This window comes from Streptomyces sp. NPDC051576 (assembly GCF_040681835.1).
Taxonomy (GTDB): domain Bacteria; phylum Actinomycetota; class Actinomycetes; order Streptomycetales; family Streptomycetaceae; genus Streptomyces.
The window spans coordinates 38,719-61,773 of the sequence record NZ_JBFAZO010000015.1; the positions used below are offsets into that span (position 1 = coordinate 38,719).

The window sequence follows — 23,055 nt, forward strand, 5'->3', positions numbered from 1 at the left end:
CGCGCGCGCGGCCGGGCCGGGCACGCATGTGCGCGGTTCGCCGTGCCACCGTGCACGACCTCAGGGTATGGCACTCAGTGCCAGCCGTAAAGACACTGCGTACCCTTGAGGTTGTTCGTCTCAGCGGTTGGACGACTCATCCACGCTCGAACGCCGCCTCGATCTCCTGGACGACGCGCCACATCGGGGCCCCGCGCCGGGAGACCACCACCACGACGTCCTCGGGCTGTTGCTCTTGTTGCTGCTCGACGATTTCGGGTGCCGCCGGCTGTCCGAACGCGGAGCGCACGTACCCCAGGGCGTGGTCCACCTCGGTGACCGCGTCGCGCTGTCCGTCCGAACGCAGCCAGGAACGCAGCGCGTTGTTGTGCGCGGCGACCACGGCGGCCGCGATCACGTCCGCCTGGAGGGTGCCGTCGGGGCGCCCGGCGAAGCGCCCGCGCAGATAGGCGGCGAGGGCGCGCTCGTAGCGCCACACCACCGACAGCTCGTACGCGCGCAGCCCCGGCACCTTCTTGGTGAGGCGGTAGCGCTGTACGGAGAACGTCGGGTTCTCGTTGTACATCCGCAGCACGAGCCGGGCCGCGTCGCACACCCGCTGCACGGGCTCGTGTTCGTCCCCGCTGACCGAGAGGAAGGCCGTCATGTCGGCCAGGCAGCGTTCGTGGTCGGGGAAGACCACGTCCTCCTTCGAGGGGAAGTAGCGGAAGAACGACCGCCGTCCGACCCCGGCCAGCGTGACGATGTCGTCGATGGTGGTCTGTTCGTAGCCCCGCTCCAGGAACAACTGGAAGGCGGCCGCGACCAGGGCGTCCCGCATGGGCGGCTTGGAGCTCATGGACGGGAACGTAGCATCAGGCCGGCATGGATGGCACTCAGTGCGCTCCTGATGGGGAACCGAGTTCCCCTCGATCGATACGGACGCTGTGGGTCGAGGCGATCGATAAGGCCAATTCGGTCACGCGGGCGCCGCTACTGCGACGAGTACCTCCTCGACCTGAGTGCCGCCGGGTCGCCACGCCGAAGGCGTCCCTGCACTGGTTCGTCCGGGCGTGAGGTGAACTCCTGCGGCCGTGCGCGCGTATCTCCCCAGGGGGATGGCGGAGATCCGTGCGCGCGGAACGGAAGGAGAGCAGTGTGTCTACACCGCCCGAACCGGGATCGTCGTTCGACGGCCGGGTCCTGGAACCCGCGAGGGTGCTGCGCCCCCGGCGCTCCGACAATCTCGCGGAGCTGCTGCGGGAGGTCCGCCGCGACTCCTCGGTCTTCGAGTCCGTGCCGGTGTCCCGGCCGTTCTTCGGCTCCGAGTCCGACACACAGGAACTGCCGCCCGTATCAAGCGAGTTGCCCCCGCTGCCGAGCGGCGGCGTCTTCGGTCCCGGTCTGCGCCGGGCCGCGATCGCGGTCGGGGTGAGTGCCGCCGCGCTGGTCGGCTTCGCCTGCGCCCTCCTGCTGCCGGGCAAGGGAGAGGCGAGCACCGCCAAGCCGGTCACCACACCTACCCCGGTGGCGTCCGCCACCGCGACCGACCCCGACGGGGCCGGCACCCTCCGCGAGGGGGACAGCGGGCCCCAGGTGACGGAGCTCGAACAGCGTCTCCTGCGCATTCCCGACGTCTACAAGAACGGCTCCACGAGCGGCCGGTACGACGCGACCCTGACGGCGGCGGTGGCCCGCTTCCAGCTCTGGTACGGCATCAGGGGCGACGAGAACGGTGTGTACGGCGACGACACCCGCAAGGACCTGGAGTCACGCACGACCCTCGACGACGGTCAGTAGCCGGGTCGCGGGTCAGCGGCCCGTGCTGTGCCCGACGAGTGCCTCGGTCACGGCCCGTACGCTGCGCGCGATGTGCTGGAGCTGGAGGACCTCGGCCGCGTACAGCTTGATGGTGTGCTCGATGACCGACTCGGGCAGGCCGATGCCGGGCAGGTCGGCCCGCGCGGTCTGCAGGGCGGTGCGGGCCACCCGGATCTCGTGCTGGACCTGGATCTGCGCATGGCGGGCGAGCAGCACGGGGTGGCGGATGAACGCGGGGTAGCTGGCGTAGCGGGCCGGCACCAGCTCGCGCAGCCACTTGGCGGCCGAGCGCTCCCAGTCGTAGCTGCCCGGGGTCTTGACCTGACAGGGCCAGTCCTGGCTGATGCGCGTGGTGGTCAGTTGCATGTCATCGCTTCCCGGTGTGCGGCGTCGGGGGGGATGGGTCGACGGTGTGGGGCGGCCCCGGTCTAGGGGATGACCGGGGCCGCCCTGGGCGCTCGCGCAGGCGATGCCCGACCGAACATCCCTGGCGCCGACGCGGGTAGGGGACGGCGGCTGAGGGTGTTCGTGCAGGAGCCCCGGGGGACGGGTGTCGCCGGCGCGGCGGGTGGAGCGGCGTGCGCATGGGCGGACCGGTGCTTTCTCGGGGCTGGTGCGAGCGCTGGGCTCACGGGTGCGGAACGTGCCCGGAGTGGGCCGGGTGCGATCCGTGAGCAGTATTTATATATGCCGTCCGCTTTGCAAGGCGTATGAAAACATTCATGCGCGAAATAGGCGGAAATGTCCCCGTCTGAAGGTGTTCGGTGGGGGAGGGGCGGGTCAGTCCCGCATGAAGAACTGGTGCTGCTCGGCGATCTGCTCGTAGTCCTCCAGGCGGGCCTGGGTGCGCTCGGGATCGGCGTCCGTCATGGCCTGGAGCAGGGCGGAGGCCATCACGCCGGGGGCCGCGTACGAGTCGAAGACCAGGCGGGAGCCGGTCCCGATGGCGAAGGTGACGTCGGCCTCGTCGGCGAGCGCGCCGAGCGCGAGGTCGGTCACCAGGGCCACCTTGAGGCCGGCGCTGCGTGCCACGCGGAGCGCGGTGAGCGTCTCGTGGGCGTGCCTGGGCATGTCGAACGCCAGCAGCCAGGTGCCGCCCGCCTCGCGCGACTGGAGGATCGCGTCGTAAGCGACGCTGCCGCCCCGGGTCACCAGCCGTACATCGGGGTGGATACGGCGTGCGGCGTACGCGAAGTACTCGGCCAGCGAGACGGAGATGCGCAGCCCGAGAACGGTCAGCGGGGTGGACGCCGACAACTCGCGCCCGATGTCGATCAGGCGGTCGGGGTCGGCGAAGTCCCGGCGCAGGTTCTCCAGGTTCTCGATCTCGGCGTCGACCGCGGCCTGCAGTTCGTTGCTGCGGTTCACCTCGGCCGCCGCCGGGCCGCCCGCGAGAGTGCTCAGGGCGATCGCCTGCAGCCGCTCCCGTAGCGCCGGGTAACCGCTGAAGCCGACCGCCGCGGCGAACCGGGTCACCGAGGGCTGGCTCACGCCCACGCGTTCCGCGAGGTCGGTGATGGAGAGGAACGCGGCCTCGGTGATGTGCTCGATCAGGTACTGGGCGATGCGCCGCTGACCCGGCGACAGCCGTGGCCCGTCGAAGAGTTCCCTGAGCTGGGAAGTCGGCGCAGCCCCGACTTCCGGGTCGGTCTTTCCCGAGGTGATCGCGAACGCCTGGGCGCGTGCCTGCTGCGGCGATGGCACCGATGCGCCTCCTTTGTCTCCCACAGCCACAAAACATAGCTCACAGAGCGTTGTGGGCAGAGAGTGATCAGCGACGGTAGATCGTGATCGAGTGACCGACCTGATCGATCGGACGGCTGCTGTCGATCAACTCGGCCAACTCTCCCTGCGCCTTGTCGATCGCGGTGTCCGAGACGACCAGCAGACCGTGCACCTCGCCCTTCCCCGCCTTGCGTGGATCGGAGGACTCGATGCCGTAGTACGACGGCACACCACTGCCCTTGTAGACGAGCCAGATCCGCTCGCCCGCGTAGCGCTCGCGCAGCCGGTCGGCGAGGCGGCCCAGGTCCTGGCCCCAGTCCACGTTGGAGTCGTGCAGCCGCAGATAGGTCTTCGACGGACCGCCGAACGCCTCGTTCGAGTACGGCAGATAGAAGGGGAACGTCCGCAGCGAACTGACCGCGACGAACACCATCAGCAGCCCCGTGGACAGCGCGGCCCACCGCCATCGCAGCGCCGGCACACAGGCCGCCGCCACCGCCAGGAACATCGGCACGAAGATCGCGTAGCGCGTGCCGAAGTCCCGCGAACCGTCCATGGCCGAGGCGAGCAGCACGGCGGTGGGGACGAGCAGATAGGGCGCCGCAGGCCGCAACCGCCGTACGGCCACGACGGCTACGGCACCCGCGGCCCACAGCGCGAGCATGCCGAGCGGTGTCTTCACCAGGAGCGCCGCGGGGAGGTAGTACCAGTGGGACCCGGTGTAGAGGTGCCCGAACAGGAAGCCCTGCCACGGGTAGTCCTCCATGCCGAACTGGATGCGCATCCCGTCGAGGAACGCCCTTGGGAACGGCAGGAGTTGGACCAGGTGTCCGCGCAACCCGTGGATGGCGGGCACCGGTTCGGTGGGCGTGAACCGCAGCCGCGGATCGACGGCGAGATACGACGCCCAGACGACGGCGACCGTCACCAGGGCCAACACGGCCGCGCTCGCGGCACCGTACGCAAGCGTCCGGAGTCGGGCGTCGCGGTCGGCCGGACGCCGGGCGGACCACACCGACACCACGGCGAGGAGCATCAGCACGGGTACGGCGGGCAGCGCGCTCATCTTCGTCGCCACGGCGGCACCGAGCGCCGCCCCCGCGAGCGGCACGTACAGGAGGGGGCGTCGTCTGGCCCGCCACAGCAGCCATACCGACGTCAGCAGAAAGCCGGCCTCCGGCACGTCGAGCGTGGCCAGTGAGCCGTGCGCGATGACATCGGGTGAGAACGCGTAGAGGGCGAGTGCCACCAACCCCCGTGCGGCGCCCACGAGTTCACGGGCGAAGGCGAACACGACCAGCCCGAACAGCAGCGTCAGCACGATCACCGGCAGCCGGGCCCAGAACATCAGCCGCCAGGGGTGGTTGCCCGACTCGTACAGCAGATGGCGGCCCAACTGGCCCTGGTCGCCCTTGTAGTCGGCATCGAAGTGCGGGTCGGCGAGGGCGATCCCGGCGGCGATCGCCAGCTTCCCGAGCGGCGGATGCTCGGGGTTGTAGTCGAGGCTGTGCTCGTGCAGATAGACCGTGGCGGTGGCCACGTACACCGGCTCGTCGATGGTCGGTGTCTGCTGGACGGCGGTCGTGATCATCACGGCGGCCATCTGTCCGAGGAGCAGCACCACGAGAAGGGGCAACAGCCATCGCCTGCGGCGCCGCAGCTCGGCGTGGAGGCGTGCCGACCGGCTCTCCGTGGCGCGCGGCAGCGGTTCCCCGCTGTCGTCGCCGAGGGTGCCGGGGTCGAGGACCGAGTGCTGTTCGCGCGCCATCATCCGCCCTGCGGTGAGGCCGGCCGCTCGGTGGCGGGAGCGATCCGGAGCCGGGTCATGGCCCTACTGTCGCATCGCTCCCGCCACCAGGGGCGTCACCGCTTCAGGAGTCGTACCGACAGACCTTCCGCCGTATACACCGGTACGGCCCGCAGCTTGTCCGAGTTCACCTTGATGCTGTCGAACTGGCCGCGCAGCGCCTGCGCGCCGAGGATCCGCACCGTGGAGCCCGCGACCGGCGGGTGCACGGCGTCGAACTGGATCGACAGCGTGCTGCCCTTGCCGAGCGTCGCGCGCCGCGTGACCTCGACGGCGGGCTGGTGGCCCGAGCGCAGCGTGACCTCCAGCGCGGCGGACTGCTGGGCGTAGGTGCCGTGGATCTGCACGGACTCCGAGACCCGCAGCGTGCCGCCGAGCACACTCACGTCACCGTGGCCCAGCGAGTGCGCCGAACCGGCGACCAGCGCACCGGCCTTGAGGACGGTCCCGCCGGTGTACGCGTTGTGGCCGGCCAGCGTGAGCGTTCCGGTGCCCTGCTTGGTCAGGCCGCCGCAGCCGTCGATGTCGTTGCGCCAGGCGTCGGCCGCGCCGAAGCCCCCTGCGGCCGCGTCGAGGGCGACGGTGACATCGGAGTCGAAGGAGCCGTAACCGTCCGCCGCCGCGAAGAGGTTGAGGCGGCCCCACTGCTCGAAACCGTCGAGCAGGATGTAGCCGGAGGGCAGTGCGGTGGTGCGCAGCACCTCGCGGCGCTGGTCCGCGTCGAGGTACGGCAGCCGGGTCTCAAGGAGCACCTCGGCGCCCTTCGGCACGGTCAGCGCCTTGTCACGGCCGCTGCGGGTCAGCACATAGGTGAACTTGGGCTTCACCGTGCGAGCGTTGGCGTCCCGGTCCGCGTACTTGTCGGTCGCGGTGGAGGCCGAGTGCGCGTACGCGTACAGGGTGTCCGCCGTCGTACCGGTCTTCGCCTCGAAGTAGGCGAGGGCCTGGGCGCGGGCCGCCGCCTTGAGGGCCGCGTTGGCCGGGTCGGCGAGCGTGGCGGCGGCGAGGGCGGTGGCCATGATGCGGCCGCCGATGACGTCGACCGTGGAGTGCATGCCGGCCATGATCCGGGTGTGGCTCAGTTCGAGGGTGCGGGTCACCAGCTCCTGGAAGCGCTCCGGTACGGCGTACGCGTAGGCCAGGCCCGCCAGGTGGAAGGCATTGGTGTGGCCGCTGGGGAAGCCGCCGTCGTCGACCGGCGAAGTGCTGCGCTGGCGCAGGAGCTGCGGGGCGACGATCACCTTCGAGTCGTAGACCGGGAAGCCGAGCGCGTCGACCTTGCCGGTGTCGACGACCTCGCTCTTCTCGTTCATGCGCCACGGACGCGGGTACTGGTAGGCGTACTTGGAGGGGTTGCCCGAGGCGTAATTGCCGCGCACGGTGTCGACCAGTTCGGCCACCTTGCCGAGCGCGGAGGTGTGCGAGCCGGCGCCGAGCGCGGAACCGGCGGGGGCGTCGGCGGGTACGGCGTCGTCGATCTTCGTGGCGGGTGTGCCGTCGGGCGCGCTGGTGATCGAAGTGACCGCCAGGGCACCCGACTTGTACAAGTCGGCCAGCGGGCCCAGGCCCGCGATCATCGCGTAGCTCTGGTGCTGCCGGTCGTAGAGGAACGCCTCCTTGGCCTGCGCCTCGGTGCGGCGGGTGGTGAGGTCGATGCAGTACCGCATGTTGGCGCGCAGGATCTCGGGCCGCAGCGGGGTGCCCGTGTTCCAGGCCGCCCCGGTCTTCCACACCTGGGCCATGCCGCCCAGGGCCCGGACCACGGCATTGGTCTCGGGCGTCAGGTTCGCTATGACGTTCGTCTTGTAGTCGTCCACGAACGCGAGGGGAGCTGTGGCGGCCTTGGCGTCCGCGGCGGTCAGCCAGGTGACCAGCGTGGGCGCGGCGACCACACCGGCCGAGGCGCCGAGCGAGGTCTTGAGGAAACCACGTCTGTTCACGGCGAGTCGACCGGCGTTCGTGCGCTGCCCGGCGGGTGACGGCATGGAGGTGCCTCTCTTGAGTTCTACGGCCGCGGGACCGGCGAGGTCGGACGACCGGGAGGGGTGGTGCGATCGGCTGTGGTGCGAGGTGCGCGTGGGACGTATGAAAGCGCATACGTCGGTTGGTGCGTACGTGCGAAGATTTACGGCGGGCAGTGTCCCGTTGGCGGGGGTTCGGCGTCCATGACATGGCCCCCGGGTGAACGGGGGCCCGCGCTTCACAGGATCGAACGTGCCAGCGCCACCGCGCCCTCGACGGGCGGTACTTGGATGGGCCGCGCCCGCGCCTGAGGCACCCGCTCGGTGAGCGCGGTGGTGAGGGCTTCGTACAGGCGGGGCTGGGCGAGGACGGTGCCGCCCGCGACCACCACGTCGTCGACGGGGACGCCGCGTTCGGCGAGCCGGACGACGAGTGCGGCCAGGGAGCGGCCTGCCTCGGCTATCACCTCGCGGGCGAGGAGCGAGCCCGCGTCGGCCGCGGCGAAGACCACGCGCGCGTGGCGCCCCCAATCGGCGGAGATGTCGGAAGCGCTTTCCAACGCGGCGCCGAGAGCGGGCACTTCGGCCACGGCGAAGGCCTCGACGAGTCCCAGGGAGAGTGGGTCCGGAGCCTCGCCCCGGTCGTGTGCGGCCCAGGCGGCGCGGGCCGCCTCGCGGACGAGACCGGCTGCGCCGCCCTCGTCGCCGAGCACGGCGCCCCAGCCGCCCACTTGGAGCCGGCCGCCGTCGGCGAGCAGGCCCACCGCGACGGAACCTGTGCCGGCCACCAGGCCGACGCCCTTGTCCAACCCGGCCGCGGGGACGAGTAGTTCAGCGTCGCCCACGACGAGTGCGGGCACCGAGAGACGTTCTTCCAGCGCGGCCCGGATCCCGGCGCACTGGCGGGGTGTCTCGCAGGCGTGCCCGCCCACGGCGACCGCGGACGGGCGGGCGCCCTCCGGCAGGGCGTCACGGACCAGCGTGGTCAGCCAGTCGGCGGCGGTCGCGGGGTCGTGCGGCCGCCAGCCGCTGCTGGCACGGATGTGGTCGGCGACGACATCCGCGCCCGCGCAGGCGCGCAGATGTGTCTTGGTGCCACCCACGTCGATGCCGACCACGAGGGGCGTGAAGTCCTGCACGGAACCTCTTTCGTCGTTGCGCAGTGCTGCGACGGTGGGCGAACCGTGTCCGGAAGGACGGAAGTTGACGCACTAGGGAAGCCTTGGGACGGGCTTCTGACGGACCACGGCAGGCGAGTACCGTGACGTTCGTTAGGAAGTTAACTAACGAAGTACAGTGCGTCAAGAGGCATCGCGTATCGAGCAACGGGAACCACTGTCCGGGCCCGCGTGACGCCAGGACATCCCATCGCCGCCTGCCGTGGAAACCCGCGGCGGCGCGGCCTGTGAACTGGGGGAAGTGTGGAACATGTCGTGACGCGGGCGTCTCGGCTGACCGAGAGCGCGAGCGCGGTGTTCGAGGTGCTGGCCGGAGCCGGCAGCGCGACCCGGCCGCAGCTCGCCACCCTGGCCCGGCTGTCCAAGCCGACGGTGTCCTCCGCCGTCGTGGAGCTGGAGAGCGTCGGGCTCGCCGCCCACTCCGGGACCGCCTCCGGCGGCACCGGCCGCAATGCCGCCGTCTACCGGCTCGGACCGGCAGCCGGCGCCGTACTCGCCGTCGATCTCGGCCCCGCCCTGACCCGGGTGCGCGGCTGTGCCCTCGACGGCACCCTGCTGGCCGAGGCGACCGGCTCGCGTGCGAACGCCGCGGACGCCGTGCGCGAGGCCCTGGACGCGCTGCCCGCGGGCACCCCGCTGCGCACCGTCGTCGTCGCCGTGGGTGATGTCACCGCGCGGGACCGGGAGGGCACCGGCATGCGCCCCGCGACCGCCAAGGCGGGTCCGGTCTTCGACGCGATGACGGTCGCCCTGCCGCCCGGTGTGCCCGTACATCTGGAGAACAACGTCAACTGCGCCGCGCTCGCCGAGCTGCACGAGGGCGCCGCCCGTGACCGCCACACCTTCGGCTATCTGCGGATCGGCGTCGGCATCGGCCTCGGCATCGTCGTCGGCGGCCAGGTGCTGCGCGGCGCGAACGGCGCGGCGGGTGAGCTGGCCCGGCTGCCCTACCCCTGGGACGACCACGCCGACCCGCGCCAGGAAGCCTTGGAGGAGTACATCGGCGCCCGCTCGCTGCTGCGCCGGACCGCCGAGGCCTGGCGGGACACGGACGGGCCGTGTCCCGGCACCGCCGAGCGGCTCTTCGCCCTCGCCGGGGAGGGGCAGGCCACCGCCCGCGCCCTCGTGGGCCGGCACGCCGTCGACGTGGGCCGGCTGGCCGCCGCCGTCACCGCCGTCCTCGATCCCGGGCTGATCGTGCTGGGCGGCAGCACCGGCGCGGACCCGCAGCTCCTGCCCGGAGTGCGGACCGAACTGGAGCGGCTGAGCTGGCCCACCGAGGTGGTCAGCAGCACGGTGGGCGATCTCGGCACCGTGGTGGGGGCCGCCCGGCTCGCGGTGGCCCGAGGAGTCCAAACCGTGACCGATGCCGCGGGGGTGAAGCATTGACGGCCTCCGACTCGGTCTGCCAATGTCCGGACAAGCGCTTTCTAAGCCGGTCGGGACACCGGCTTGGGGTGAGCGACCCAGCCGTACACGAGGTACGGCAGCCGCACGAGGGCGTGCTTGTGCGGCGACGGCCCTCATGGCCGGGGATCGCACCCGTTCAAGGCGACGCGGCCGGGCGAGGCCGTGCCCCCGGAAAGCGACCTTTCTTGCAAACTGCACCAGTGCCGCCTATGTCGGCGCCGTGCTCCGTCTCCTACGACGAAACAAGGGATCAAAGATGACCAATGTGGGTGTGCGGCGCTCTCGCCGGCTCGGCCGCGGCGGCATGCGCCGCCTGGTTCCCCTCGCTGCCGCCGCGTCGGCAGGTGCCCTGCTGCTCTCCGCCTGCGGGTCGGGGTCCAGCTCGGGCGGTACCTCCAAGTCGCTGACGTTCTGGATCTCCACGGTTCCGGGACAGGACGCGGGCTGGAAGAAGCTGGTCTCGCAGTACAAGAAGGAGACCGGAGTCAACGTCAAGCTCGTCAACATCCCCTACGACGGCTACCCGACGAAGCTGCACAACGCCGCGCAGGCGAACTCCCTGCCCGATGTGGCGGACGTGCCGGCCCTTGACCCGATCTGGTCGAGCAAGCTGATCGACCTCAGCTCCATCGCCGGCAACAAGAGCTACAAGATCAACAGCAACTTCCTCGCCAAGGACTCGTCCGGGAAGGTGCTGTCCATCCCGTCTGACGTCACCGCGTCCGGCCTGTTCATCAACAAGTCGCTGTTCGAGAAGGCCGGCGTCTCCGTGCCGACCTCGCCCTCGAACACCTGGACCTGGACCGAGTTCATCGCGGCGGCCAACAAGGTCCGCGAGAAGACCGGCGCCAAGTACTCCCTGACCTTCGACCAGTCGCCCTCCCGGCTGCGCGCCATGGTGTACGAGATGGGCGGGCAGTACGTCCACGCGGACTCCTCCGGCAAGTTCTCGGTGGACGCGGCGACCAAGAAGGCCGTGAAGTACTTCGTCGGCCTCAACGACGACAAGGTCATGCCGAAGTCGGTGTGGACCAGCGGCGCCGACCCGTCGGCCCTGTTCCAGAGCGGTGACGTGGTCGCCTACTGGTCCGGCGTGTGGCAGGTCGCCGCCTTCTCGGACAGCATCAAGAAGTTCGACTGGGCGAGCGTCCCGACCCCGGCCCAGCCGGTGCAGGCCAGTGACGTCAACAGCGGCGGCATGATGGTGGGCTTCAACAACAACGGCGCCGCGTCCACCGCCGCGCAGAAGTTCCTGTCCTGGGTGTACGAGCCGGCCCACTACACCGAGCTGTGCGCGGCGTCCGGGTTCCTGCCCGTCGAGAGCGGACTGAGCCCGAAGTACCCGTTCACCTCGGCGGCGGCGCAGGCGGCGTTCAAGCTGTACAACGAGGAGATCCCGCAGTACGCCCCGATCTCCAGCTACTTCAACGGCGCGCAGACGAAGTGGGTGCTGAAGGGCAAGAGCCTCACCACCGACCCGACCAAGACGGAGATCGGCAAGGCGGTCAACGGGCAGCAGTCGTCCGACAAGGCCCTGGAGAACATCGTGGCCGGCTACAACCAGCAGGTCGGCGGCGGATCGTAGGCCCACAGGGCCGGGCGGCGGAACCGACACACCGCCGCCCGGCCCTGGACGCCCGCCCGGTGGTGGGCTCATGGCGTGAGCCCACCGCAATCCATTCCCCCAGCACGGAGTCAGGAAGATGACCAAACGCGCCTCGGACGTGTCCGGGAGCCCGCCCAAGCGACGCAGCACCTACACCCTCGCGCCGCTCGTCCTCATCGCGGCGAACGTCGTGCTCTTCGCGCTGTTCTTCGTCTGGCCGGCGGTGATCGGGCTCGTCTACTCCTTCACGAACTACACAGGTGTAGGGGCGTTCCAGTTCATCGGACTGGACAACTACCACAGCCTGCTCGGCGACTCGACCTTCTACGACGCGCTGGTGCGGACGCTGCTGTACACGGTGCTCTTCGTCCCGCTGAACTTCGCGCTCTCACTCCTCGTCGCCAACGTGGTGGTGAGCAAGCACGCCAAGGGCGCGTCGGTCGCCCGTGTCATCTTCTTCATCCCGTGGCTGCTGTCGCCCATCGTCGTGGGTGTCCTGTGGCGCTGGCTGTTCGGCGAGAACTTCGGACTGGTCAACTACATCATCGAGCAGCTCGGCGGCCACGCCGTGCCGTGGCAGTCCAACGCGAACCTGTCGCTGCTCGTGGTGGTGATGGCGGCGTCCTGGGCCTGGACCGGCTTCTCGATGCTGCTGTTCATCGCGGCGATCAAGAACGTGCCGGTGTCGTACTACGAGGCGGCCTCGCTCGACGGCGCCGGCCCCTGGCGCCAGTTCATCAGCATCACGCTGCCGAGCATCGCGCCCACCTCGTTCATCGTGATCCTGCTCAACACGATCAATGCGATGAAGGAATACCCGCTGTTCGTCTCCCTCAACAACGGCGGACCCGGAACGTCCAACAACCTGCTGGTCCAGTACATCTACCAAACCGGCTTCCAACGGGGCCAGATCGGCTACGCGAGCGCCGCGTCGTTCGTGCTCATGCTCATCCTGATGGCCGTCGCGATCGTCCAACTGATCGTCAACCGGCGGGTGGAGAACCGATGACAACCACAGACACGCCACGCCGCCCGGTCGACCCCGCCCCCGGACGGGCCGTCTCCAAGAAGCGGCCCCGCGGCGCGGCCAGCGGTGGGCTCCGGCGCGCGGTGTCCGCGACGACACTGCTGTGGGTCCTGGCCTGCCTCTACGGCCTGCCGGTGCTGTGGTTCATCCTCAGCTCCCTCAAGCCGGCCGGGGACCTGTTCTCGTATCCGCTGACGCTGATTCCGCACAACCCCACCCTGTCCGGCTACATGACGGCGTGGCGCAGTGCCAACTTCTCCCAGTACTTCATCAACACGACCATCGTGTGCGTGATCACGACGATCGTCACGGTGGGAGTCAGTTGCTGCACCGGGTACGCGCTGGCCAAGTACGACAACAAATGGCTCAAGGCGTTCTTCATCTGCATCCTGGCCACCACGATGCTGCCGTCCGAAGTCATGCTCGCCCCGGAGTTCCTGGTCGTGCGCGACCTCGGCCTCTACAACTCGTTCGCCGGCATCATCCTCCCGGCCGTGCTCACCGCGACCGGATGCTTCATGTTCCGCCAGTTCTTCCTGACGGTCCCCGACGAACTCGTGGAGGCCGCCCGCATCGACGGCGCCCGCGAACTGGCGATCTTCCTGCGGATCATGGTGCCGCTCTCCCGGCCCATCATGCTGACCCTCGCCATCATGTCCTTCCAGTGGCGGTGGAACGACTACATCTGGCCGCTGCTGATGCTCAACGACCCGAACAAGTTCACGGTGCAGATCGGCATCGGGAGCATCGTCGGCGCGCAGAACATCAACTGGTCGGTCCTGCTGGGCGCTTCGGTCATCTCCATGATCCCGCTGATCGTGATCTTCCTGGTCTTCCAGCGCTATGTCATGAGCGCCGACATCAACGCCGGACTGAAGGACTGACCTTGCCCACCCCGCTCGACCACGAGTTCGTGCGCGCGGCGGCCCGTGCCGCCGACCGGCCGGCCGCCGCGCTGGCGGCCGGTCCCGACGAGGAACTCGCAGGTGTCACCCACCGCGTTCTGGCCCGCCGGGTGCGGACTCTGGTCGCGGCCTACCGCTCCCCGGACTCGGCACTGCACGGCAGCGAGCAGGCCGTCACCGCCGCGATGGCCCAAATCCGCGCCCTGCGGGCCACGCAGACCGCCACCGGCCTCTTCGCCGGCGGCGACAACGTGCAGTCGCCGCCGGACTCCGGATTCACCGTCAACGACGTGTGCGACGCGCACTTCCTCGCCGCCGGCGCGGGCCCGGAACTGCACGATGTCAGCGCCGCGCTCGCCGAGATCGCGGGCGCCGCCTCCGAGGGTCTCCTGACCGGCGGGGTGCACACCCCCAATCACCGCTGGGAGTTGAGCGCGGCACTGGCCCGGCTGCACCGCTCCTTCCCCGACGACCGACTGCTCGACCGCATCGAGCAGTGGCTCGCCGAGGGCGTCGACATCGACGCGGAGGGCCTGTACTCGGAACGGAGCGCCGTCTACGCGTCCCACGTGTCCAACCCGTCACTGCTCCTGCTGGCCGACGTCCTGGGCCGCACCGACCTGCGGGACGCCGTCGAACGCAACCTCACCGCGACCCTGGACCTCATCCGGCCGGACGGCACGGTGGAGACCGTCCACTCCCGACGGCAGGACCAGAAGCACCCGTTCCCGCTGGCGCCCTACCTGCCGCACTACCGGCTGCTCGCGATCCGCACCGGCCGGGGCGACTTCAGCCGGGCCGCACAACTGGCGGCCGCCGGCGGCATCGACGACCCCGACCTGCTCGCCGAGACCATCCTCACCCCGGACCTGTGCCGCCCGCTGCCGACACCGGCGCCGCAACTCCTGCCCCGCGACCGGTACTTCACCACGGCACGCCTCGCCTCGCATGCCTCGGCCACCGCGCACAGCGTCCTGTACGGCGGCTCCGACGTGCCCGAGCACCGGCGCATCCGCTCGGGCCTCGCCTGCAATCCCACCTTCCTGCGCCTGTTCGCGGGCGACGCCGTCCTCGACGCGGTCCGGCTCTCGCGGGGATTCTTCGACCTGGGCCCGTTCCGCGCCGCCGACATGCAGCAGCTCGCCGACACCCGCTACCGCCTCACCGAAACGCTCACGGCCGCCTACTACCAGCCGCTCCCGCCGGACAGACGGCAGGACGACGGCGCCTACCGGCTTACGGACGACGGACGCTTCTCGGCCTCGATGGCCTTCCCGGACCGCCCCCGGGACGAGGTCTCGCACACGACCCGCGTCGACGTGGACCTGCGGGACGACGGCGCCGACCTGCGCATCGACATCAGCGGACCGCGGGTGCCCTGGTCCCTCGAACTCACCTTCCGGCCGGGCGGCGAGCCGCAGGGCGCCGTACCGCTCGGCGACGGCCGCTGGTGCCTGACGACCGAGCCGATGACCTACCGCGTCGGCGACGACGAGATCCGGGTCGAGGCCACCGTCGAGGCGGGCGAACCGCTCGCCGGACCGGACCGGAGCGACGTACTACGGTACGACCCGGGCCAGGACTACACCGTGGCCGGCGGCACCGACGCGACCACCGGGAACCGTGTCTACCTCGGTGGACAGGGCCCGCAGACGCTGACCGTCGCACTGCGCGCCCGCCGCCCCGCATCCGTCCTCCGACCCCGACGACCGACGCCATGGCCACCTCAGGCATGAAGGGCTGATCCACCCGTGCACCTCCTCCACCAGCGCGGCCCGCTGCACGACCTCCCGGACACCCAGGAGGCCTACGACGCGGTCCTCGCCGACGTCGTCGAACAGGCCCTGCGACGCATCACGCCGGAGGGCAACCTCGAACACCCCGACTGCCACGACGACATCGGGGACACCTCGCTGGGGACCACGTCCCTGCTGGCCTTCGCCTGGCAGCGCGGCAAGGACCCCAGGCTCCCGGAGGCGGTGCGCCGCAGCCTCGCCTTCCATCTCCGGGAGCGCGTCTACACCGAGGACAATCCCGGTTACCCGAACCTGAGGATCCGCAACTCCGGTCTCCCGTACGCCCGTTACGTCCTGGAGGCGGGCGCGCACCCCATCGGCGACTGGCCGAGCACGGTGTGGGCGCTGCTCCAGGCGGTCGACATCCTCGACGCGGCGGACGGACTCGTCGAGGACGAACAGCGCACCGCACTGGTCGAGTTGGCACACGGCTACTGGGAATGGCTCACCGAGGCGACCTATTTCAACCCGCAGGAAGCGGGCAACCAGGCCATCGGCTGCGTCGTCGGCGGTCTGATGCTGGCCCGCCATCTCCCTTCGGAAGAAGGGGAGTCGGTGCGTCGACGCGCGCTCGCCGTGTACCGCGAGGAGATCCGCGCGCACCGGGTGAGCGACCGCGGCGCACTGCTCCCGCCCGAGCACGGCGGCGCCTACGACAACAACTACGGCCCGATCTCCCTCTCCTTCCTCGCCCAGGCCCACCGCGTCAGCGGCGAGGACGTCTTCGCCGAGGACGGGGAGGCGCTGGCCCGCTACATCGACGCCCGCCTCACGGGCGGCGGCTTCGACAACGGCGGCCCCCGCTACAGCGAGCAGCACTCCGGCTTCGAATCGGTCCTCGGCCTGCGCTACTTCGGTGCCCGGATCGGTTCCGACATCGGCCGTTACCGGGGCGACAGCCGCTGGGGCCGGCACGCGGCCAAGCCGGACGGCGGGGTCGACGGACACTTCGCCTGGATGCTGATCTGGCAGATCCAGGACCGCACGCCCTGGCACCGCACACCGTCGACGAAGGCTTCCCGCCATCAACTCCGCGCCGGCACCGTGTCGGTGGCCTTCGACAGCAGGATGACCCCGTCGGTGGTCGAGGCCGACGGCACGTACTACCTGCCCGCTGCCGTGAACCGCCAGCACGGCTTCGGCCCGGTCCTCGACGGCTTCCTGCTGTGCCGCCCGATGGGCGAGGTACGGGTCCGGGACGTCCAGGCCGACGGACTGACCGCCAAGTTGGTCACCAAGCCGGTCGTCGGCCGCGACCACGTCCTGCGCCATGTGCGCTCCCTGTACGTCACGGACGGCACCCGGCTGTGGGTCACGGTGGCCGTCGAACGGCTCGACGGAGCGCCGTACTTGCTCGCCGGGCTGCCTTACGCGGCGGACGACGGCGACCGGGTGCGCAGGACGGCGGAGGGCGACGTCACCTCCGCGGGAGCCCTGCGCCTCACCCACCCGTCCGGCGAGGGCGCCGACCACTTCGACGCCCGCTCCGAACTCACCCAGGAACAGGCCGCGTTCGCCCTCGCCGCCGACCCGCGCGGTTACGGCAACCCCGACGAGGGCTGGCGCCACCTGGTCGCCTCCACGGCGTACGAGGCCGAACCTGCGCCGGGTGCACCGGAGCACCTGCACGTGTTCGCCGTGCGGTTCGGCCCCGGCGGTGACTTCACGCCGTCGTTCGAGGGCGATCTGACCGTGCACACCGAGGCGTTCACGGCCGTCATCGGACCCGAGGACGCCCACGGCGACCCCGAACTGGCCATCACCGCCTGCTAGTTCAGCGAGCGACCGCTGCCCGCGTCGTACGGCGCGGGCAGCGCCGTATCCGGCACGACCAGGTCTGCCCGGTCCCGGGTACCGGCGACCAGACGGGCATTGCGCTGGTCCGTGCGCGCCACCCAGGCCACCGCCTCCTCGTGCCCCTTGCCGAACTCCTCGTGCCGGGCGACGAGTCGGCGCACCCGCTCGTCCTCGTCGATCTCGCAGAACCACACCTCGTCCAGGCACGGCCGTACCCGCGCCCACGAACCCGCCTCCAGCAGCAGGTAGTTGCCCTCCGTCACCACCAGCCGGGCCGTCGGCTCCACCGGGATCGCGCCGGCGATCGGCTGTTCCAGCACCCGCTCGAAGCCCGGCGCGTACACCACGTCGTCGGTCTCCTCCCGCAACCGCCGCAGCAGCGCCGCGTAACCGGCCGCGTCGAAGGTGTCGGGCGCGCCCTTGCGGGCGCGGCGGCCGAGCCGGTCCAGTTCGACGTCGGCGAGGTGGAAGCCGTCCATGGGGACATGCGCGACCCAGGGCTCCCCGGTGCCGTTCAACGAGCGGACCAGGTGCTCGGCGAGGGTCGTCTTGCCCGCGCCGGGGCTGCCGGCGATACCGAGGACGGCACGTCGGCCGGGGGTGGCGAGAGCTGCGGCACGGGTGAGGAGGTCGTCGAAAGTCAGCGGCACACGGAGAGTGTGCCATCCGTCTCGGACGCCCGGCCGGGGCGATGACGCGCCGAAGATCGGGAACTCGACTCAGCGGAGAGACCATGGAATGGGGGACAGGAACAGGAGCCGCCCATGCCCGACGACGTGACACAGATCCGCACCCTGATCACCGGCTGGGCCGAGGCCGTCCACCGCGGTGACCTCGACGGCGTACTGGCGGACCACGCCGAGGACCTCGTCATGTACGACGTGCCGCCACCGCACGCGGGCATCCACGGCCTCGCCGCCTACCGGGCGAGCTGGCCGCCGTTCTTCGACTGGCAGGCCCAGGGCGCCTGCTTCGACATCGACACCCTCGACATCACGGCCGGGACGGATGTCGCCTACGCCCACGCCCTGCTCCGGTGCGGCACCCCCGAGGACTTCGCCGAACACCCCGCACTCCGCCTGCGGCTCACCTTCGGTCTGCGCAAGGAGCGGGGCCGATGGCTGGTCGCGCACGAGCACCACTCGTTCCCGCACGACTGACGTGCACCGCGGCCGTCAGACCGTCTTGCCGATCACTTCGTCGGCGACCCAGCGTGCGACACCGTCCGGGTAGGGCGCCGACAGCCCCAGCACGATGTGGTGGAAGCCCGCGTCGATCGCCGCGCGGATCGCGTCCCGGGTGGCTTCGGGTTTGTCGTACGACACGGGAAGGTGGATCGAGCGCGTGATGGAGGCGGGGTCCCTGCCGATGTCGGCGCAGTAGCGGTCCAGGAGTGCGCCGCGGCCGACGGCGTCCTCGATGTCGCCGCCTGGGATGTTCCACAGGTCGGCGTGCTCGGCGACCACGCGCAGGGTCGCGGCCGAGCGGCCGCCGATGAGGATCGGCGGGTGAGGACGCTGGACGGGTTTGGGGTTGCCGAAGGCTCCGGTGAGGTGATGGTGGGTGCCGTTGAAGTCGAAGGGCTTCTCCTCGGTCCACAACCGCCGGATCACCGTGCAGGCTTCGGCGAGGCTCGCCACGGCGTGCGCGGAGTCGTGGAAGGGGAGGCCGTGGGCCACGTACTCGCGCCGGGCCAGGGGATGGTCGGGGCGTGAGCCGACACCGATGCCGAAGTCGAGGCGGCCGCCGGAGACGATGTCGACGGTTGTGGCGATCTTGGCGAGGATCGCTGGCGGCCGGAAGCGGTTGCTGGTCACCATCACGCCGAGCCGCAGCCGACGGGTCTGCGCGGCGAGGGCCGCGAGCAGCGTCCAGCCCTCGTAGGCCGGTCCGTCCGGGTCGCCGCCGATCGGCATGAGGTGGTCGAACAGCCAGGCGTGCTCGATCTCCGGCACGGTGTCCGCCTCGCGCCAGACGCGCAGCAGGTCGGGGTAGTCGACCTGCATGGGGGCGGTCATGATTCCGAAGCGGGTGCGGGGTGTGTGGGGCATGGTGCCGTCCGTCCTTCGACAAGGAGTGGTGGGAGGCAGGGCTTGGTCGTCGGGCCCGCGCTCTGGCATCATGAGCAAACGGAACCTCGTTCCGGAACGATACGGAACGGTGTTCCGTTTATCAAGCCTTGAGGTGGAGGAAGTGCGCGGTGAGTGAGAACGGCGCGGACGCGGGGCGCGCGGCCCAGCCCAAGCGGGCCGATGCCCGGCGTAACAAGGAGACACTGCTCGACGCCGCCGCCAAGGTCTTCGTCGCATCGGGCGTGGACGCTCCGGTGCGCGACATCGCACGCGAGGCGGGCGTCGGACTCGGCACGATCTACCGCCACTTCCCGACCCGCGCGGACCTCGTCATCGCCGTCTACCGGCACCAGGTCGAGGCCTGCGCCGAGGCCGGTCCGGCCCTGCTGGCGAACAGTGCCAGTCCGTATGCCGCGCTACGGGAGTGGATCAGTCTGTTTGTCGACTTCCTGGTCACCAAGCACGGACTCGCGGCGGTTCTACGGTCCGACAGTGCCGGATTCGAGGCGCTGCACGGCTACTTCCTGGACCGCCTCCAGCCCGTGGTCGCCGAACTCTTCGACGCCGCGGTCGCCGCGGGCGAGGTCCGGTCCGACCTGTCGGCCTACGAGATCATGCGCGGCGTCGGCAATCTCTGCGCAGGTGCGGAGGGCGATGACCGCTACGACGCCCTCCGCCTGGTCGACGTCCTCGTCGCGGGCCTGCGGCTGCCGCGCTGACGCCGGTCCCGTTCATGTGGAGGCGGTCGGTACGTCGCTCCTTGCTCATGCGGCGCTGAGACGCTCGACTGTCAGTCGCGTTCGGCGTTCTTCTTGTTCTTGATCCGCTCGGCTTCCTTGCGGACCTCGGCCTGGGTGGCGCGCTCCTTCTCCAGCCACTCCGGGCTGTCCTTCCGCAGCGCCTCGATCTGCTCGGTGGTGAGGGGCTCGGTGACCCCGCCCCGGGCGAGACCGGCGATCGAGACGCCGAGCCGGGCCGCGACGACCGGGCGCGGGTGCGGGCCGTTGGCGCGCAGCTCGCGCAGCCACTCGGGCGGATTGGCCTGCAACTCGTTCAGCTCGGCGCGGGAGACATCGCCCTCCTGGAACTCGGCGGGGGTGGCCTCTAGGTACACACCCAGCTTCTTCGCCGCCGTGGCGGGCTTCATTGTCTGGGTGGTCTGCTGCGACTTCATACCGTCAAGAGTATCGACCGTGTACGAGACCTCCGACCACGGCGGGTAACCTTGCGGGGTGACAGGCTCGGAAGCATCCCCCGCGTTCCGGCTCGCGTACGTCCCCGGGGTGACGCCCGCCAAGTGGGTGCGGATCTGGAACGAGCGCCTGCCCGACGTCCCCCTGACCCTCGTACCGGTCCCGTCAGCCGAGGCATCCGATGTGTTGCGGCGCGGCGAGGCGGACGCCGGACTCGTCCGGCTCCCGGTCGACCGTACGGTCCTCAGCGCGATCCCCCTCTACACCGAGGCGACCGTGGTCGTGGCCCCCAAGGACCACGTCGTGACGGCGGCCGAGGAAGTGTCCCTGGACGAACTCGCCGACGAGGTGGTCCTGCACCCCCTCGACGACGTCCTCGGCTGGGAACAGCCGCCGGGGGAGCCGGCGTTCGAGCGTCCCGCGACCACCGAGGACGCCGTCGAACTCGTGGCGGCGGGCATCGGCATCCTCTACGTCCCCCAGTCCCTGGCCCGGCTGCACCACCGCAAGGACCTCACCTACCGGACCGTCCTGGACGCCCCCCAGTCGGACGTCGCCCTGTCCTGGCCCGAGGACGCGACCACCGACCTCGTCGAGGACTTCATCGGCATCGTCCGAGGCCGCACCGTCAACAGCACCCGGGGTCGCACCCCACCCCCGGCCCAGCCGAAGACGAAGGGCAAGCGCACCGAAACCCCGGCCCGCCGCAAGCCCGCCGCCGGAAAGACGACCGGCAAGACCGGCAAGAACCCGCGTGGTTCCGCCGGCGGCGCCAAGGGAACCAAGCGCGGCAAGCCCCGCGGCCGCTGACAGCGACGGCCTTCCGTTCAGGCCGACTTCGCAGCGCGAGGTCACACCTAGTCCGTCGGACTCGTCTCCCCGCCCAGCCCCGCGCGCATCGCGAGCAGCCCGGCCTGTACCCGGCTCTCGCAGTGGAGCTTCTCCATGACCCGCGAGACATGGGCCTTGACGGTCGGCAGGCGCAGACCCAGCCGCCGGCCGATCTGGGCGTTGCTCAGCCCGTCCGCTATCGCCGCCAGCACCTCCCGCTCGCGGGGTGTGAGCGGGGGCAGCCGGGGCGGCACGGCCGGGGGTGGCTCGGCGGCCGCCCGGGCCACCAGGTGGTTCAGCGCCTCGGGGGCGAGGGCATGGAGGCCGGCCGCGGTGTTCCGTACCGCGTCGAGGACCTGGCCCGGCTGGGCGTCCTTGAGCAGGAAGCCCTGGGCACCGGCTCTGAGCGCCGGCAGCAGATAGGTCTCGGCGTCGAACGTGGTCAGCATCAGGATCCGTGGCGGTACGGGCAACGCGGACAGTTCCCTGGCGGCGCCCACCCCGTCCAGGCCGGGCATCTGCACGTCCAGCAACACCACATCAGGGGTCAGCCGGGCGCAGGCCTCGACCGCGGCCCGTCCGTCGTCGGCCTCGGCGACCACCGTGATGTCGGGGGCGGTCTGCAGCAGCAGGCGCAACCCGGTGCGGACCAGGGCCTCGTCGTCGGCGAGCAGGACACGGATCACTGAGCCTCCCCGGCGGGTACGTCCCGCATCATCGCCTGCTCCGGATGTGGTGCGGGTGGCGCGATGGGCAGTCGGAGCCGGACACGGAACACGCCGTCCCGGTGCCCGGTGTCCAGGGTGCCGCCGAGGAGCGCGGCCCGTTCCCGCAGCCCGCGCAGGCCCATCCCCGCGCCCTCGCCGGCCGCCTCGCCAAGCAGGCCGGTCGCAGGGTTGGTCACCTCGCACTCCAGGTTCTCCCCGACCACCCGCAGCCCCAGCGTGGCGTGCGCGCCGCGCGCGTGTTTGCGGATGTTGGTCAGCGCCTCCTGGACGATCCGGTAGACCGTGTGCTCCACCGCCGACGGCAACGGCCGTGCTCCGGACCGGGCTTCCGTCACCGGCGTGGACCACGGCGCCAGCTCCACGGGAACGCCCGCCCTCTCCGAGTCGGCCAGCAGCTGCGGCAGATCGCGCAGCGCCGGGCCGGGCCGGAAGGAACCCTCGACGGTCTCCGGGTCGCGCAACACATCGAGGATCTGGCGCAGTTGAGCCAGCGCGCGCCTGCCGGTGACCCGCACCAGCTCGCCGGTCTCGCGGGCCCGCTCCGACTCCTGCGGGTCGAGGCTCAGCGCGCCCGCGTGCAGTGTGATCAGGCTGACCTCGTGCGCCACCACGTCGTGCATCTCCCGCGCCAGCGCGGCCCGTTCCTCCGCGCGGACCCGGCGGGCGATCAGCAGCGCCTCCCGCTCGGCCTGCTCGGCGCGCTCGGCCAACTCCTCCAGCCTGGTGTGCCGGTAGCGGATCACCGTGCCGCGCCAGGCGGGCGCGCCCACCAGCACGGCTGCCGTGACGGCACCTGTCACCGGAGAGCCCGTGGTGAACTGGCTGAGCACCGCGGTGGCGTAGACGCCGTAGCGCAGCGGGGTCGTGGGCCGTCGTCTGGCCAGCGAGTACATCGCGAACGGCAGAGCGGGCTGCACGCTCAGGAGGCTCACTCCGGCGATCACGGCCGCGACCAGGGTGGGCCGGTCGCGCCGCCAGGCCAGCAGGAGTCCGGTGGCGCAGGCCAGGACGGCGGAGAGCGCGAGCGGCAGGGGCAGCAGGGACCGCGACGCCGAGGCCGGAAGGAGTCCCCCGGAGGCGATCAGCCCCGCCAGCACCCAGGCGATCGGCTCGGCGGGCCACCGGATCCGGGCAGGGCGAGTCGCTGCCGGGACCGGCGCGGAGGATACGGACACGCGTGCCACGGTAAGGGGCCCTTCGGTCGGTCGTACCGGGAGGT

The 23,055-nt window shown here is 70.8% G+C and carries 21 protein-coding genes; 10 read left to right on the top strand and 11 right to left on the bottom strand.

Features of this window, described 5'->3' with window-relative positions; genetic code table 11:
* Positions 1-136 precede the first annotated feature (136 nt).
* Complete coding sequence (locus tag AB0M63_RS38965) at positions 137-820, bottom strand: TetR family transcriptional regulator (protein ID WP_355922930.1); 684 nt, start codon at positions 818-820, stop codon at positions 137-139.
* 317 nt (positions 821-1,137) lie between these two features.
* Between AB0M63_RS38965 and AB0M63_RS38970 the strand changes: the two genes are divergently transcribed.
* The gene (locus tag AB0M63_RS38970; protein WP_366022692.1) at positions 1,138-1,779 is read left to right on the top strand and encodes a peptidoglycan-binding protein; all 642 of its coding nucleotides are present in this window, start codon (positions 1,138-1,140) and stop codon (positions 1,777-1,779) included.
* A 12-nt stretch (positions 1,780-1,791) separates the two neighbouring features.
* Here AB0M63_RS38970 and AB0M63_RS38975 read toward each other — a convergent pair whose 3' ends face one another.
* The 5 genes from AB0M63_RS38975 to AB0M63_RS38995 all read right to left on the bottom strand — a co-directional run bounded on the left by AB0M63_RS38975 (position 1,792) and on the right by AB0M63_RS38995 (position 8,432).
* Positions 1,792-2,166 (bottom strand): hypothetical protein, encoded by a 375-nt coding sequence (locus AB0M63_RS38975; protein WP_019064417.1) that lies wholly within the window; start codon positions 2,164-2,166, stop codon positions 1,792-1,794.
* Positions 2,167-2,580: 414 nt separating this feature from the next.
* A complete protein-coding gene (locus tag AB0M63_RS38980; RefSeq protein WP_355922888.1) occupies positions 2,581-3,504 on the bottom strand; it encodes a MurR/RpiR family transcriptional regulator in 924 nt (307 codons plus the stop codon).
* Between the two features lie 67 nt (positions 3,505-3,571).
* On the bottom strand, positions 3,572-5,296 hold the full coding sequence (locus AB0M63_RS38985) for a phospholipid carrier-dependent glycosyltransferase (RefSeq protein WP_366022693.1): 1,725 nt from the start codon (positions 5,294-5,296) through the stop codon (positions 3,572-3,574).
* Positions 5,297-5,388: 92 nt separating this feature from the next.
* Positions 5,389-7,317 carry a phosphatase PAP2 family protein gene (locus AB0M63_RS38990; protein ID WP_366022694.1) on the bottom strand — a complete coding sequence of 643 codons (1,929 nt, stop codon included), beginning with the start codon at positions 7,315-7,317 and terminating at the stop codon, positions 5,389-5,391.
* Positions 7,318-7,532: 215 nt separating this feature from the next.
* Positions 7,533-8,432, bottom strand: a complete 900-nt coding sequence (locus AB0M63_RS38995) for a BadF/BadG/BcrA/BcrD ATPase family protein (protein ID WP_366022695.1) — start codon at positions 8,430-8,432, stop codon at positions 7,533-7,535.
* Between the two features lie 294 nt (positions 8,433-8,726).
* Between AB0M63_RS38995 and AB0M63_RS39000 the strand changes: the two genes are divergently transcribed.
* From AB0M63_RS39000 to AB0M63_RS39025, 6 genes are all read left to right on the top strand, one after another.
* On the top strand, positions 8,727-9,860 hold the full coding sequence (locus tag AB0M63_RS39000; RefSeq protein ID WP_355922896.1) for an ROK family protein: 1,134 nt from the start codon (positions 8,727-8,729) through the stop codon (positions 9,858-9,860).
* 277 nt (positions 9,861-10,137) lie between these two features.
* The gene (locus tag AB0M63_RS39005) at positions 10,138-11,466 is read left to right on the top strand and encodes an extracellular solute-binding protein (RefSeq protein ID WP_355922898.1); all 1,329 of its coding nucleotides are present in this window, start codon (positions 10,138-10,140) and stop codon (positions 11,464-11,466) included.
* A gap of 118 nt (positions 11,467-11,584) precedes the next feature.
* Positions 11,585-12,496, top strand: a complete 912-nt coding sequence (locus AB0M63_RS39010) for a sugar ABC transporter permease (RefSeq protein ID WP_355922900.1) — start codon at positions 11,585-11,587, stop codon at positions 12,494-12,496.
* Positions 12,493-13,398: a carbohydrate ABC transporter permease gene (locus AB0M63_RS39015; protein ID WP_366022696.1), complete on the top strand. Its 906-nt coding sequence runs from the start codon at positions 12,493-12,495 to the stop codon at positions 13,396-13,398. The genes AB0M63_RS39010 and AB0M63_RS39015 overlap by 4 nt, the downstream gene beginning before the upstream one ends.
* Positions 13,399-13,400: 2 nt before the next feature.
* Complete coding sequence (locus tag AB0M63_RS39020) at positions 13,401-15,155, top strand: hypothetical protein (protein WP_366022697.1); 1,755 nt, start codon at positions 13,401-13,403, stop codon at positions 15,153-15,155.
* 15 nt (positions 15,156-15,170) lie between these two features.
* Complete coding sequence (locus AB0M63_RS39025; RefSeq protein ID WP_366022698.1) at positions 15,171-16,988, top strand: hypothetical protein; 1,818 nt, start codon at positions 15,171-15,173, stop codon at positions 16,986-16,988.
* Here AB0M63_RS39025 and AB0M63_RS39030 read toward each other — a convergent pair.
* The gene (locus AB0M63_RS39030) at positions 16,985-17,662 is read right to left on the bottom strand and encodes a nucleoside/nucleotide kinase family protein (RefSeq protein WP_366022699.1); all 678 of its coding nucleotides are present in this window, start codon (positions 17,660-17,662) and stop codon (positions 16,985-16,987) included. The genes AB0M63_RS39025 and AB0M63_RS39030 overlap by 4 nt on opposite strands.
* Before the next feature lie 114 nt (positions 17,663-17,776).
* Between AB0M63_RS39030 and AB0M63_RS39035 the strand changes: the two genes are divergently transcribed.
* A complete protein-coding gene (locus AB0M63_RS39035; protein ID WP_355922910.1) occupies positions 17,777-18,172 on the top strand; it encodes an SgcJ/EcaC family oxidoreductase in 396 nt (131 codons plus the stop codon).
* A 15-nt stretch (positions 18,173-18,187) separates the two neighbouring features.
* On the opposite strand, the gene AB0M63_RS39040 is transcribed toward AB0M63_RS39035, so the two are convergent.
* Positions 18,188-19,063 carry an LLM class flavin-dependent oxidoreductase gene (locus AB0M63_RS39040; RefSeq protein ID WP_366022700.1) on the bottom strand — a complete coding sequence of 292 codons (876 nt, stop codon included), beginning with the start codon at positions 19,061-19,063 and terminating at the stop codon, positions 18,188-18,190.
* A 149-nt stretch (positions 19,064-19,212) separates the two neighbouring features.
* Between AB0M63_RS39040 and AB0M63_RS39045 the strand changes: the two genes are divergently transcribed.
* A complete protein-coding gene (locus AB0M63_RS39045) occupies positions 19,213-19,803 on the top strand; it encodes a helix-turn-helix domain-containing protein (RefSeq protein ID WP_355922914.1) in 591 nt (196 codons plus the stop codon).
* Positions 19,804-19,874: 71 nt separating this feature from the next.
* Here AB0M63_RS39045 and AB0M63_RS39050 read toward each other — a convergent pair whose 3' ends face one another.
* On the bottom strand, positions 19,875-20,258 hold the full coding sequence (locus AB0M63_RS39050; protein ID WP_355922916.1) for a DUF5997 family protein: 384 nt from the start codon (positions 20,256-20,258) through the stop codon (positions 19,875-19,877).
* 58 nt (positions 20,259-20,316) lie between these two features.
* Here AB0M63_RS39050 and AB0M63_RS39055 point away from each other — a divergent pair, with 58 nt between their 5' ends.
* A complete protein-coding gene (locus AB0M63_RS39055) occupies positions 20,317-21,087 on the top strand; it encodes a LysR family substrate-binding domain-containing protein (protein ID WP_355922918.1) in 771 nt (256 codons plus the stop codon).
* 47 nt (positions 21,088-21,134) lie between these two features.
* Here the strand turns inward: AB0M63_RS39055 and AB0M63_RS39060 are convergent, their stop codons facing one another.
* Both AB0M63_RS39060 and AB0M63_RS39065 read right to left on the bottom strand, forming a co-directional pair.
* Complete coding sequence (locus AB0M63_RS39060) at positions 21,135-21,794, bottom strand: response regulator transcription factor (protein ID WP_366022701.1); 660 nt, start codon at positions 21,792-21,794, stop codon at positions 21,135-21,137.
* On the bottom strand, positions 21,791-23,011 hold the full coding sequence (locus AB0M63_RS39065; RefSeq protein ID WP_366022702.1) for a histidine kinase: 1,221 nt from the start codon (positions 23,009-23,011) through the stop codon (positions 21,791-21,793). The genes AB0M63_RS39060 and AB0M63_RS39065 overlap by 4 nt, the downstream gene beginning before the upstream one ends.
* Positions 23,012-23,055: the final 44 nt, after the last annotated feature.

Excerpts from the sequence above, each read along its gene's own strand:
- AB0M63_RS38965 (WP_355922930.1), bottom strand. The coding sequence starts at position 820 with ATGCGGGACGCCCTGGTCGCGGCCGCCTTCCAGTTGTTCCTGGAGCGG.
- AB0M63_RS38975 (WP_019064417.1), bottom strand. The coding sequence starts at position 2,166 with ATGCAACTGACCACCACGCGCATCAGCCAGGACTGGCCCTGTCAGGTC.
- AB0M63_RS38985 (WP_366022693.1), bottom strand. The coding sequence starts at position 5,296 with ATGATGGCGCGCGAACAGCACTCGGTCCTCGACCCCGGCACCCTCGGC.
- AB0M63_RS38990 (WP_366022694.1), bottom strand. The coding sequence starts at position 7,317 with ATGCCGTCACCCGCCGGGCAGCGCACGAACGCCGGTCGACTCGCCGTG.
- AB0M63_RS39005 (WP_355922898.1), top strand. The coding sequence starts at position 10,138 with ATGACCAATGTGGGTGTGCGGCGCTCTCGCCGGCTCGGCCGCGGCGGC.
- AB0M63_RS39010 (WP_355922900.1), top strand. The coding sequence starts at position 11,585 with ATGACCAAACGCGCCTCGGACGTGTCCGGGAGCCCGCCCAAGCGACGC.
- AB0M63_RS39015 (WP_366022696.1), top strand. The coding sequence starts at position 12,493 with ATGACAACCACAGACACGCCACGCCGCCCGGTCGACCCCGCCCCCGGA.
- AB0M63_RS39035 (WP_355922910.1), top strand. The coding sequence starts at position 17,777 with ATGCCCGACGACGTGACACAGATCCGCACCCTGATCACCGGCTGGGCC.
- AB0M63_RS39040 (WP_366022700.1), bottom strand. The coding sequence starts at position 19,063 with ATGCCCCACACACCCCGCACCCGCTTCGGAATCATGACCGCCCCCATG.
- AB0M63_RS39050 (WP_355922916.1), bottom strand. The coding sequence starts at position 20,258 with ATGAAGTCGCAGCAGACCACCCAGACAATGAAGCCCGCCACGGCGGCG.